The organism is Dyella caseinilytica, from assembly GCF_016865235.1.
GTDB classification, from domain to species: Bacteria; Pseudomonadota; Gammaproteobacteria; order Xanthomonadales; family Rhodanobacteraceae; genus Dyella_B; species Dyella_B caseinilytica.
In genome coordinates this window covers 3490375-3503127 of the sequence record NZ_CP064030.1, presented here as the reverse complement: position 1 = coordinate 3503127, position 12753 = coordinate 3490375, and the positions used below count along the sequence as shown (strand labels likewise).

The 12753-nt window shown below is 61.7% G+C and carries 10 protein-coding genes; 6 read left to right on the top strand and 4 right to left on the bottom strand.

The genetic code is table 11. The annotated features are described in order from the left end of the window. Positions 1–145: 145 nt before the first annotated feature. Positions 146–3775: a hybrid sensor histidine kinase/response regulator gene (locus tag ISN74_RS15415; RefSeq protein ID WP_229679313.1), complete on the top strand. Its 3630-nt coding sequence runs from the start codon at positions 146–148 to the stop codon at positions 3773–3775. Between the two features lie 32 nt (positions 3776–3807). On the opposite strand, the gene ISN74_RS15410 is transcribed toward ISN74_RS15415, so the two are convergent. Beyond that, a complete protein-coding gene (locus ISN74_RS15410; RefSeq protein WP_188800056.1) occupies positions 3808–4230 on the bottom strand; it encodes a DNA polymerase III subunit chi in 423 nt (140 codons plus the stop codon). A gap of 84 nt (positions 4231–4314) precedes the next feature. Then, a complete protein-coding gene (locus tag ISN74_RS15405; protein ID WP_188800055.1) occupies positions 4315–5808 on the bottom strand; it encodes a leucyl aminopeptidase in 1494 nt (497 codons plus the stop codon). Positions 5809–5904: 96 nt separating this feature from the next. On the opposite strand from ISN74_RS15405, the gene lptF reads away from it, so the two are divergent. The 4 genes from lptF (at position 5905) to ltaE (ending at position 9660) form a co-directional block, all read left to right on the top strand. After that, positions 5905–7008, top strand: coding sequence for an LPS export ABC transporter permease LptF (lptF, locus tag ISN74_RS15400; protein ID WP_188800054.1), 1104 nt, complete (start codon positions 5905–5907; stop codon positions 7006–7008). Continuing rightward, a complete protein-coding gene (gene lptG / locus ISN74_RS15395; RefSeq protein ID WP_188800053.1) occupies positions 7008–8111 on the top strand; it encodes an LPS export ABC transporter permease LptG in 1104 nt (367 codons plus the stop codon). The genes lptF and lptG overlap by 1 nt, the downstream gene beginning before the upstream one ends. A gap of 13 nt (positions 8112–8124) precedes the next feature. Next, the gene (locus ISN74_RS15390; protein WP_188800052.1) at positions 8125–8577 is read left to right on the top strand and encodes a putative toxin-antitoxin system toxin component, PIN family; all 453 of its coding nucleotides are present in this window, start codon (positions 8125–8127) and stop codon (positions 8575–8577) included. A 66-nt stretch (positions 8578–8643) separates the two neighbouring features. Next, on the top strand, positions 8644–9660 hold the full coding sequence (gene ltaE / locus ISN74_RS15385) for a low-specificity L-threonine aldolase (protein ID WP_188800051.1): 1017 nt from the start codon (positions 8644–8646) through the stop codon (positions 9658–9660). A gap of 137 nt (positions 9661–9797) precedes the next feature. Here ltaE and ISN74_RS15380 read toward each other — a convergent pair whose 3' ends face one another. Beyond that, a complete protein-coding gene (locus tag ISN74_RS15380; RefSeq protein WP_188800050.1) occupies positions 9798–11066 on the bottom strand; it encodes a polyhydroxyalkanoate depolymerase in 1269 nt (422 codons plus the stop codon). Positions 11067–11206: 140 nt separating this feature from the next. Continuing rightward, positions 11207–11707 (bottom strand): RDD family protein, encoded by a 501-nt coding sequence (locus ISN74_RS15375; RefSeq protein ID WP_229679312.1) that lies wholly within the window; start codon positions 11705–11707, stop codon positions 11207–11209. A 44-nt stretch (positions 11708–11751) separates the two neighbouring features. On the opposite strand from ISN74_RS15375, the gene xerD reads away from it, so the two are divergent. Beyond that, positions 11752–12693 carry a site-specific tyrosine recombinase XerD gene (gene xerD, locus ISN74_RS15370; RefSeq protein WP_188800049.1) on the top strand — a complete coding sequence of 314 codons (942 nt, stop codon included), beginning with the start codon at positions 11752–11754 and terminating at the stop codon, positions 12691–12693. Positions 12694–12753 lie beyond the last annotated feature (60 nt).

The following is a 12753-nucleotide window of genomic DNA, read 5'->3' as shown; positions in this document are numbered from 1 at the left end:
GGTTGTGTCTGAGTAGCTGCAGGACGGCGGCGCGTGGCTTGAGTATGCAATGCGCCGGGTGCAGCGTCTCACGCTGGTACTTGAAGGCCTTGCCGACGCACCACGGGCCATACAGAGATCGTAGATAGGCTCCGGGAGGCCATTCGTGTCGGTTTTGATGTTAGGGCTGGCCTTTTTGCTGAGCGCTTCTTCGCCCGGCGGGGCTGCATCGACGGCAGCCTCGCCGTCGGCGCCGTCGGCGGAGCCTGTTCCCAAGGTTGCCATCCACGCGCCCGATGCAGCGCCGCTGCCTACCCCCCAGTTCCGCCGCTATGGCATGGACGATGGCCTGCCCAGCACCAGCGTCTATGCAATAGCGCAGGATCACGACGGCACCATTTGGTTTGGCACCAAAACCGGCATTGCCCGCTTCGATGGCGTGCATTTCCAGGTGTTCCGCCATATGGAGAACGATCCCGACTCGCTCTACAACAACAACATTTCGGCCCTGTTGGTCGACAAGCAGGGCATGGTGTGGGTGGGTGGTCTGGATGGCGGCCTGAGCCGCTACAACCCCAATACGGGGAAGTTCACCCACTGGGGACACGATCCAAGCAACCCCAGCAGCCTCGCCAGCGATGGCGTCTGGGTGATGGCGCAGACACCGGACGGCACGATCTGGGTGGGCACCAACGATGGACTGGACCGCATGCTGCCCGATGGGCGCGGTTTCGAGCATGTCGTCAACCCGCTGCTTGGCCTCTATTCGAAGGACATGCCGGGCGTCGACGCGCTGTATGTCGATCCCAAAGGCCGCTTGTGGGTGGGTGGCGATCGCGGTGTATTCCGTCGCGACACCGATGGCGAGTTCGTTCGCATCAAGCCGGTGGATCCGGATCAGTCGATGGTGGCGTGGCGCATCAACGGCGAAGGCGATGAAGTACGTATCGCTACCGATCGCGGCTTGTTGGTCGTCGGCGCGGATGATCAGGCACGGCTGTTTGGCGCGGGGGTCATTCCGCATGATCTCAACGTCATGACCAGCACGCGTGATGCTGCAGGACATCTGTGGATCGGCACGCAGCGGGGCATGTATTTGCAGGCGCGTCCGGATGGTCCGATGACGGCCGTGGTCGACCAGCCACTGCTATTTGGCAATCTTCCCGGCAGCTGGGTCTGGCAGACCTTCGTGGATCGCGAAGGTGGGCTGTGGGTGGCGATGGTGGACGGCGGCGTCGCTTACCTTGCGCCGAGCTGGAGCAGTTTCAGCCGCTTTACACATATTCCCGATGACGCGGCCAGCCTTCGCGATTCACAAGCCACGACCATGGCACGCGGGCGCGATGGCCGGCATGTGTGGGTGGGCGAGCGCGATGGGCGCATCGATCGCCTCGATCCGGAAACGGGCGACGTCGAGCACATCCTCAGCGGCTTGCACGGCGATGTGGTCGGCATGACCGAAGACGACCACCAACGGCTGTGGATTACGGTGCAAGGTGGTTTGTATCGCTACGACTATGTGCATAACAGGCTCGACCAGGTCGATCCGCAATCGGCCAAGCTCAACCGCCCGCGCGAAGTAGAGCCGGGGCCGGATGGCAAGATGTACGCGCGCACGTTTGGCTATGGCCTTTTCCGCATCGATCCGAACACGCTGGCGGTGACCGAGGTCGCCATGGACAAGCCGACCGAGAAGGTGATGTGGGGCAGCGAGATGATGCTCTACAAGGGGACCTTCTGGTATGCCAGCGATGGTGGCCTGATGTGGTTCGATCAGGCACGGGATCGCTTCGTGATGGTGCCGGGCGTGCCCACTGGCCAGATCATCAATGCCTTCGATTTCGATCATACCGGTATCTGGCTGATCACCGAGGATGGCCTTACGCATTACCACCGCGAAGGGCAGGGCTTGGTGCTGGATCGAACGGTGGACGCGAACCAAGGCTGGCCGTCACTGCAGGCGCAGGATCTGGATGTCGATTGCTTTGGGCGCGTGTGGATTTTCAGTGTCGATGGTTTGTGGCGCTTCAATCCGGTGCATGGAACGTTCCATCAGCTTGGCCTGCAGGATGGATTGGCGAATGGTGAGTTCAGCCGCGGCTATGCGCTGATGCCTACGGGTTATCTTTATGCCGCGACGAATGGCGGCGTGGTGGGCTTCGATCCGGACAAGATCGAAGCCAAGCCAGTGCCGCCGACCCTGGGGGTGACTCAGGTGACCGTGGTGCGTAAAGGTGTCGTGCAGGATCTGCCGCTGAGTTCTCAGCCGATCAAGGTCGGCTGGCATGACAGCCAATTGCATGTGCAAGCGAGGGTGTTCTCGTACATCAATCCCTGGGCCAACCATTACCGCTTCCGTCTAAACGGTTTCGACAGCGATTGGGTCGATCGTGACAATCACGGCGAGCGTGAATTCACCGGCCTGGGCAGCGGCAGTTACACGCTTGAGGTCATGGCACGTGGCGCCGATGGCGGCTGGGTTTATCTGGATGCGCCGTTGCGTATCGAGGTGCAATCACCGCCATGGCTGCGCTGGTGGGCGTGGCTGGTGTATGCCTGTCTGCTGGCTGCGCTGGTAGGTCTCTCATTGCTGGCGTGGCGCCGTCGTCTTGCGCATCGCCACCGTATCCAGCTTGCTGAGCAGCGGCATCAGATTGCCGAACAGGCCAGTGCGGCCAAGAGCCAATTCCTCGCCACGCTGAGTCACGAGATCCGCACGCCCATGACCGGCGTGATCGGCATGGCGGAGTTGCTGTTGAGCACGCCGCTGAATGAAACGCAGCGCGAATACGCCGAATCCATGCAGCGCGCGAGCAATGTATTGCTCAAGTTGCTCAACGATGCGTTGGACATGGCGCGCATCGAAGCTGGCAAGCTGGTCTTGGAGCCGGCACCGTTCGACGTGCGTGCACTGGTGCAAGACGTGGATCGTCTGCAAAAGAGTGCGGCCAAGGCGAAGGGTCTGACATTCGGTGTACAGATCGATGACAGCGTTCCGACTTCGCTGGTCGGCGATGCATTACGTATCCGCCAGGTGTTGTTCAATCTGGTCAACAACGCCGTGAAATTTACCGAACAGGGCAGTGTCTCCATCCATGTTGGCTGGCTGGATGATTATCTGTGGCTGGATGTCAGTGACACAGGCCCCGGCATTTCCGAAAACAGCCGTGTTCGCTTGTTCCACCGTTTCGAACAGGATGAAGGTCCGCAGCGCAGCGTCGGCAGTGGTCTGGGTCTGTCGATCTGCAGCGAACTGGTGAACCTGATGGGCGGCAGCCTGACGCTGGATTCCGCACTCGGTAAAGGCAGTACCTTCCGTGTGCGTCTGCCGCTGCAGGTGGCGCAGGAAATCAAACGCGCCAAGCCGGACAAACCCGAGTCATGGGAAGATCGTGTGCTGGATGTGCTGCTGGTGGAAAGCGATGCCACAGCCGCCAGCGCCATTCGCGGCATGCTGGAACATCAGGGGCATCGCGTGCGCTGTGCCTCGCACGGGTTGAATGCGCTTGCCGAACTCTCGCAGGAAACCTGCGATGCCATCTTGCTTGATCTGGACCTGCCAGGTATCGATGGATTTCAGCTGACCCAGTTGATCCGTCAGGGCGAGCATGGCGGTGACCACATGCCGATCATCGCCATGAGTACCCGCACGCGCGCAGAAGAAGTGGCACGCGGGCATCAGGTGGGTATCGACGGCTTTCTGCGCAAGCCGCTGACGGGTGTGCAGCTTTCTTCGGCCCTGGTGGCGGCGATGTCGATGCGCTCCATGGCGCATCAGGAAGCCGATTCGACTTGAACTGAGTGAGCCGGGTTACGGCAAACCCGGCGTCACATGTCGAACTTGTTCACCTCGAAACCCAGCCGCTGATATTCGCGCCAGCGCACTCGCGACCCTTCGCGTTCGGCCGGATCGGCGGCAACCACTTCCAGCACGCGATCACCATAACTCTGCGGGCATTGTTCGCGCAGATTGATGGTCAGCGGTCGCAGTGACGTGTCGATGCCCGGCGGTACGATCAGTACGGCGGTGTGTTCGTCATCGTCATCGCCAGCCAGCTGGTGCGGAATATAGGCGTCTTCGTCGAAGCTCCAAAGCAGGTCATCGAGCGCTTCGGCCTGCGCGAAATCGCGAGTGAGGATCGACGTGGGCTGTTGCGCGGCAAACGCCTTGCGCGCCAGCTCGCACACGAGCAGCAAGGGCTGTTCGCTGAAGCGTGGTTTGGCGATCAGGTAGAAGTCGGCGCGGGGCATAGGGATGGGAATCGGGAATTCAATAACCGCGAATGGTGAAACGCAGAGCGCGCTCCGCTTCCACCATTCGCGATTAACGATGCCTTATGCCTGGTCTCCGGTACGGTCGATCAGCCACTGCGCCAGCAACGGCACCGGACGGCCTGTGGCCAGACCCTTGCGGCCTTCATCCCACGCGGTGCCTGCGATATCCAGGTGCGCCCAGCGCTGGCCATCGGTAAAGCGCGACAGGAAGCAGCCCGCGGTGATGGCGCCGGCGTTCTTGCCGCCGATGTTGGCAACGTCCGCGAAGCCGGAGTCGAGTTGGGTCTGGTAGTCATCCCACAGCGGCAGGCGCCAAGCGCGATCGAGGGTGTTTTCACCGGCACTGAGCAGTTCGTCGGCGAGATCGTCGTGCTTGCTCATCAGGCCGCTGGCGTACTTGCCCAGGGCGATCACGCAAGCGCCGGTGAGCGTGGCGGCGTCGATCAGCGTCTTTGGTTGGAAGGTTTGTGCCGTGTAGGTGAGGGCATCGCACAGAATCAGGCGGCCTTCCGCGTCCGTGTTGAGTACCTCGATGGTGATGCCGGAAAGGCTTGTCAGTACGTCGCTGGGGCGGTAGCTATCGCCGTCGGGCATGTTTTCCACTGCCGGTACCACGCACACCAGGTTGAGCTTCAGGCCCATCTTCACGGCCGACACGAAGGCACCCAGCACACCCGCGGCGCCTCCCATGTCGAACTTCATTTCTTCCATGCCCGGACCGGGCTTCAGGCTGATGCCGCCGGTATCGAAGGTGATGCCTTTGCCGACGAAGGCATAGGGCTTTTCGTCCGCGGCGCCACCCTTGTATTCCAGGATGACCAGCTTGGGCTTGTTGGCCGAACCACGGCCGACCGCAAGCAGCGAACCGAAGCCGAGCTGTGCCATGTCGTCATGGTCGAGCACCTTGCAGCTGACGCTGTCATGGGCATCGGCAAACTGGGTGGCCTGTTCGGCGATATACGCTGGATTGCAGATGTTTGGCGGCAAGTTCGCCAGTTCGCGCGCAAAGCGCACGCCTTCGGCGATGGCTGCAGCCTGTTCGATGCCTGTCTGCGCATTGTCAGCACTGGCGAACGCGAGGCTGGCCAGTTCCGGCTGGCTCTTGTCGCGGGGCTTCACCGTGGCGGTGTAGCGGTAGGCGGCGTGGTCGGCGGCCAGGGCGGCGGTGCGCACGCGCCAGGCAACATCGCGGCCGGGCACATCGACTTCAGCCAGGAACGAGACGGCACTGTCGATCGGCAGGCGCGTGAGCGCGCGTACCGCCTCCAGATTCACCTTCTGGAAGCGTGCGGCGTCGAAGGTCTTCTGCGAGCCAAGGCCGATTACCAGCACGCGCTTGGCCTTGATGCCTTCCGGCGCGAACAGCACGGTGGTGGACGCCGCCTTGCCGTTGATGTCACCGCTTTCCACCTGGCGCTTGATCGCGCCGCCGGCTGCGCTGTCCACACGCGCTGCCGCGCTGGTGAGCAGGCCGTTTTCGTAGACGCCGACCACGATGCAGGGGGTGTCGGCGGTTTCGGGGGCGGCGGAGCCTAGGCTGAATTGGAGCGTCATCGTCATTTCCTGCGGGAAGCCGGCGAACGTCGAACCGGCTAGACTTAAGGTTTGCCTCCCACGGCTGGAGAGGCATGGAACCCACGATTCTATCGCATGCTGAGCATCCTCGACCGATACTTCCTGCGCGAGCTGGGCCAGACCGTAGGCGCCACAGTCATCGTGCTGCTGGTGATCATGGCTGGCACCTCCTTTGCGCACGTGCTGGAGCAGGTGGCCAAAGGCAGCTTCCCGGCCAGCGTCATGTTCCAGGTGCTGGGCCTGAACATGGTGGACAGCCTGTCTACCATGTTGCCACTGGCCGGCTTCCTGGGCGTGCTGCAATCGTTCGGCCGCATGTACCGTGAAAGCGAGATGCATGTGCTGGCGTCTTCGGGCATGGGCATGGCCGGCCTGCTGCGTCCGGCCTCGATCATCGCCACAACCATGATCGTCGCCGTCAGCACGGTGTCGATGTGGTTGGGACCCTTGGCGTCGCGCACCTCGGACAATCTGGTGGCTGCCGCCAACCGCTCGATCATCGCCGCGGGTCTCGATGCCGGACGCTTCACCGAATTGCCGGGCAAGGGCGGCATCATCCTGGTGGATTACCTCAGCCGCGATGGCCAGGTCCTGGGCAATACCTTCATTGCGCAGGAACGCACCAACAAGGACGGCAGCCTGACCATGAAGATGGCGACCGGCAAGAACGGTCACTTGTATTCCAACAGCGATTCCAGCGACCGCTATCTCGCCTTGAGCACCGGCTGGCAGTACGAAATCCCGCTGGGGGCCGACAACTGGCGCCGCATGCAATACGTGCGCAACGACAGCGCGCTGTCCGCGATCCAGTCCGATGACGCCACCGATCCGATCCATAACCTGGACATGAGTGATCTGATGAAGAACCCCACGCCTGACGCGCGTGCGGAGTTCGCATGGCGCACGGTGATGCCGATGATGACACTCGCGCTACTGATGATGGCGATCCCCTTGTCGCGCCAGACGCCGCGCGAACCGCGTTATGGGCGCATGCTGATCGCGGTGCTCGGCTTCTTCGTGTACAACAACCTGCTGGCACTGTGTCGCGGTCAGTTGGCCAAGGGCCACTGGCATCATGCGTGGCCGATGTGGTTGCTCAGCCTGGCGCTGTTCGCCATTGCCGCCATGGCTTTCCGTAACCATTACATCGCGCGCAAGCCGCGCAAGGCGAGCGCCTGATGGTGGCTGTGCGTATCAAGCGAGTGGATTGGCTGATCGGCGTCACCGTGCTCGGTTCGATGCTGCTGGTCTGGCTGGTGCTGATCGGTCTGGACGCGATGATGCAGTTCGTGCGCCAGCTCGGTTACATCGGTCGTAACGGCTACACGCTGAGCAATGCGATTTTCTACGTAGTGGTGACGATTCCGCGCCGCATGTACGAGATGTTTACCTTCGCCTCGCTGATCGGCGGTCTGCTGGGCCTCGGCGGCCTGGCTTCCACGGGCGAGCTGACGGCTCTGCGCGCCGCCGGCATGTCGCGTCTGCGCATCGCGGTGTCGGCGGTCGGGATCGTGGCGGTGCTGGTGACCGGCGTGGTGATCATGGGCGAGACGGTCGGTCCGTGGGGCGATCAGCAGGCAAACGCGCTTGAGTTGCGCCTTCGTTCCAACGGCAACATGGGCATGACCAGCAGCGGCCTGTGGGCACGCGATGGCGATCGCATCATCAACGCGAAAAACAGCACGCTGCGTACTGCAGGCGATCATTCTTACGTGCAGCTGATCGATGTGCGTGTGTTCACCCTCACGCCGGATGGACAGCAGTTGGCTCGTTTCGACCAGGCCAACACGGCTGAGCAGGTCGGCAAGGAGTGGGTGCTCGACAAGGTGCGTACCAGCACGGTCGACGACAAGGGCGTGCATAGTCAGGTGTCCGCCAACGAGCGCTGGGATTCCAAGCTGGATCCGGAGGTGCTGCAGCAATCGCTGGTCCAGCCGCAGTATCTGGCGGTACGCGATCTTGAGCACATCATCGACTACAAGAAGAAGAACAGCGAAAACACGCGGCCTTATGAGATTCCGCTGTGGAGCCGCGTGATGTATCCCGTCAATGTGCTGGTGCTGGTGCTGTGCTCCATGCCGTTCGCGTTTGGTGCTTTGCGATCGGGCGGCTTGGGCAAGCGCATCTTCATGGGCATGATCCTGGCGATCGGCTGGTATTTCGTGCAGAAGGCGATCGTAAGCTTCGGTACCGTGTATGGTATTCCACCGTTGCTGGCGAATATTCTGCCGGCGATGCTGCTGGCCGGGGTCGGCTGGTATTACTTCCGCAAGCACGCCTAGCGTAGGCGGCGACATGTCGCCTTCACCGCCGCGCTTTGTCCTGGACACGAACGTCTGCCTGGATCTGTTCGTGTTCGGTGACCCGCAGTGCATATCGCTGTTTGCCGCTGTGCGTGCGGGTGATGTCGAGCTGGTCACACGTGAGGACTGCCGTGCGGAATGGCAGTCCGTGCTGACTTATCCGCAACTGGCATTGACAGACGAGCGCCGTACGCAAGCCGCGGAGATATTCGACACCTGGGTGCGCTGCGTGCCCCCGGTTGCAGATGTGCAAAGCGAGATCCGCTTGCCGCGCTGCCGCGATCCCGATGACCAGAAATTTCTCGAGCTGGCGCAGCAATCCGGTGCGATCGCCCTGCTGACACGCGACGATGCGCTGCTGCAGCTTGCCCGACGTACGAAACGGGAGGGTCTTTTTGTCATCCTTCCGCCCGCTTTATGGCGAGAGGCGATAAGCCCCGCCTGATCGCTTGCCGATTGCCGTCGCGGGCGGCAAAGTGATCCATCCCTTCGTCATCTAAAGAGGTAGGTCATGGATTGGGTCGACTTGCGCAGCGATACGGTCACCAAGCCGACGCAGGCGATGCGCGCCGCGATGCTGGATGCCGACGTCGGCGATGATGTCTATGGCGAAGATCCCACCGTTAATGCCTTGCAACAGCGCCTTGCCGGTGACCTGGGTTTCGAGGCGGGCCTGTTCGTGCCCTCCGGCACGCAATCCAATCTCCTGGCTTTGATGTCGCATTGCGAACGTGGCGACGAATATATCGTCGGTGCCGATGCGCACACCTACAAGTTCGAAGGTGGCGGTGCGGCGGTACTGGGTTCGATCCAGCCGCAACCGATTGCGCATGACGTCGATGGTTCGCTGCCATTGGACAAAGTGGCAGCGGCCATCAAGCCGATCGATCCGCATTTTGCGCGCACGCGCCTACTCGCGTTGGAAAACACCTGGCATGGGCGTGTGTTGCCGATGGATTACTTGCAGGCTGCGCACGACGTCACTCGTGAGCGCGGACTTGCACTGCACCTGGACGGGGCGCGGCTTTACAACGCGGCAGTTGCCAAGGGTGTGCCCGCTCGCGAGATTGCCAAGCATTTCGACAGTGTGTCGATTTGTCTCTCGAAAGGACTGGGTGCCCCTGTCGGTTCGGTGCTGGTGGGTTCGTCAGCCCTGATCGACAAGGCACGGCGTTGGCGCAAGGTCGCTGGCGGCGGCTGGCGTCAAGCCGGCATGTTGGCAGCCGCCTGTCTTTATGCGTTGGATCATCATGTAGGACGTCTGGCCGACGATCATGCGCGTGCGGCGCGTCTGGCTGATGGCTTGCGCGATATTCCCGGCGTGAAACTGCTTGGCCTGCATACCAACATGGTGTTCGTCGATGTGCCACAGGCGCGCTTGCGGGAGCTGGATGCGCATCTGCGCGCAGCACAAGTGCGTATCAGCATTGGCTATCTGCCGACACTGCGATTGGTGACGCACTTGGATATTGATGATGCTGGCGTGAAACGCGTGATCGATGCGTTCAGGGCGTTTTTCGCCGATTAAATTCGTCGAGAATTGCCATCTTGCCAGATGGACGTTGCTACCACATCGTCATTCCGGCCTGCTCCGGAATGACGATGTGGTGAGATGGGCCATCAGGAGCATGGGGTGCTTGAGTCTCTGAAGCTCGCCTAATCAGATCAAGCCCGCTTCGATACCAGCGCCAGATCCGAGCGACGAATAAAGTCGCGCACCTGCGGATACACCACTTCACGCCAGCGGCGTCCACTGAAGATGCCGTAATGTCCAGCACCTTCAATCACCCTGTGCGCACGCCGCGTTGACGGAATGCCGGTGCATAGATCGTGCGCGGCTTCGGTTTGGCCGATGCCGGAGATATCGTCCAGCTCACCTTCGATAGTCAGCAGGCTGGTGCGCTTGATCGCGCCGGGATTCACGCGCTCGCCGTTCACATCCCACAATCCACGCGGCAGTAGGAATTGCTGGAATACGGTGCTGATGGTGTCGAGGTAGTACTCGGCAGGCATGTCCAGCACGGCGTTGTATTCGTCGTAGAACTTGCGGTGCGACTGCGCATCGTCCAGATCGCCGCGCAGCAGGTTGAGATAGAAATCCCAGTGCGAATTCAGATGGCGGCCCGGGTTCATCGCGATGAAGCCTGCGTGTTGCAGAAAGCCTGGATAGACCTCGCGCCCGTGGCCCGGGTAGTTGGTGGGCACGGTGTGGATCACGTTGCCCTTGAACCAGCTCAGCGGCTGGGTCGTGGCCAGGCTGTTGACCTGGGTCGGGCTGCGGCGTGGATCGATCGGGCCGCCCATCATGGTCATGCTGCGCGGCGTGGCTTCGCCGCGTGCAGCCATCAGCGAGATAGCCGCCAGCACCGGCACCGTGGGTTGGCATACGGAAATGACGTGCAGCGACTCGGCGCCGATGTGGCGAATGAACTGCTCGATGGTCGCGACGTAGTCGTCCAGATGGAACGGACCGGCCGACGCCGGAATCATGCGCGCGTCGGTCCAGTCGGTGATGTAGACCTTGTGGTCGAGCAACAGCGTGCGCACGGTATCGCGCAGCAACGTAGCGTGATGACCGGACAGCGGTGCGACTACCAGCACCACCGGCTCGTTCTTCATCTTCTCGATGGTTTCCGGATCGTCGCTGAAGCGCTTGAAGCGACGCAGCTCACAGAACGGGGTTTCCAGATCCACGCGTTCGACGATGGCGATCTGGTTGCCTTGAGGATTGGTGATGCTATGGATGCCGAAGGCCGGCTTCTCGTAATCCTTGCCCAGGCGGTGGATCAGCTCATAGCCGGCAGCCATGCGCTGCGCGCCTGGGAGCTGGGCCAGGGGGCTGCTGGAGTCAGTGAGCATCCGGGCGCTGGCTTCGGCGTAATAGCTCAGCGGGCCGAGGAAGGCACGTTGCCATTCATGAAGTTGGTAAAGCATGGCGGGCAGACCAGGATTCTTTCAAAGCAGCATGATAACTGGTTGTGGCATAAATTGCTGCAGTGCGACAGGCTATGAGATCCTTATGAATCAATAGCTTGCAATGCCGCTGTATCAGGCTGGTGTGAAACGGCTGAATTTCACCCGATCCGGCGAATCTCGGTCCCCGCCACGAGGTCGTGCACAGCCTGACAACGGACGCCAAACAGGGCCGCGGCAAACCACAGGCCCCAAGCGCCCGCCATCGCCCAAAGCGTTGGTTTGAGGCCAATCTGCGGCGCCAGCAAAAGCAGCAGCAAGGGCAGGGCGGCAACCACGACCCGCACCAGGCTCTGCCGCACCGACAGCGGCGCGCCGCCATTTGCAGTGATGCGGATACGCCAGGGTCGCATTCCCAGCGTCTGACCGCCGCGCAGCCAAGACACAGCGAAATAAGCGGCAACGACCAGCGCTTGCAGAGGCTGATACCACCAGGCGATATGCACCTGTGAGCCTGTCGTGATCAGTCGGCCACCTGTGACGAGTTCGCAAAGCAGGCCGACCACCATCACGATCGCCAGCACGGCGACCAGGTCGTAGACCAGGGCGAGCAGCCGCCGCCACAGCGGGCACATCATGTTTGTCGTTTCAGTCTCAGTCATAGATCAGCTTGCAAGACGCTCGCGCAATGCCCAGCATCGTGCGCATGAAAGCAAGCAACCGTAAAGAGCAAATCAGCCAGGAAGGCCAAACCAGCATCGCCGAAGCCGATGAGCAGGAGATTGCAGTCTTCGTTGAGCGCGTCTGGTCAGAGGACGGCCTGGCCGAACGTACTCTTGAAGCCTACCGCCAGGATCTGCAGACGCTGGCCCGCTGGCTCGCTACGCGCGGACGAACCCTGCGCACCGCGCGGCGCGAGGATCTGTCCGCCTTCCACGGATCGCAGCCGGTAGCCGTGCGATCGATGGCGCGGCGGCAATCGGCATTTCGCCGCTTTTATGCGTCGTTGGTTCGCAACGAGCCCGGTTTTGACGATCCGACCCTGCTGATCGAGCGCCCCAAAATGCCGCGCAGCCTGCCTAAGGCGCTGGCAGAACGTGAAGTGGAAGGTCTGCTCGATGCGCCGGACGTCAGCACGACGCTGGGCTTGCGTGACCGGGCCATGTTCGAGCTGATGTACGCCTCGGGCCTGCGCGTGTCCGAGTTGGTGGAACTGCCGCTTGCGGCCTTGAATCCCCGCCAGGGTGTGCTGCGCGTGACGGGCAAAGGTGGCAAAGATCGGCTGGTGCCGGTGGGTGAAGTCGCACTCGAACGGATTCAGGCGTATCTGACGCAGGCGCGCCCGGTGCTGGCCAAGGGGCGGCAGCCACACGCTCTGTTCTTGAGTAAGCGCGGGGAAGGTATGACCCGCCAGATGTTCTGGACGCTTGTGAAGCGTTACGCCGTCACGGTGGGCATCAATGCCAAGCGCATTTCGCCGCATGTGCTGCGGCATTCCTTCGCTACCCATTTGCTCAACCACGGTGCGGACCTGCGCGCCCTGCAGATGCTGCTGGGACACAGCGCCCTGAGCACGACGCAAATTTATACGCTGGTCGCCAAGGAAGGATTGAAGCGCCTGCACGCCCAACATCATCCACGCGGCTGATACATCGGCTGACACATCATTCGTCCAGCATTTGAAGAGTCCTTTACGATCGCTGTGCGA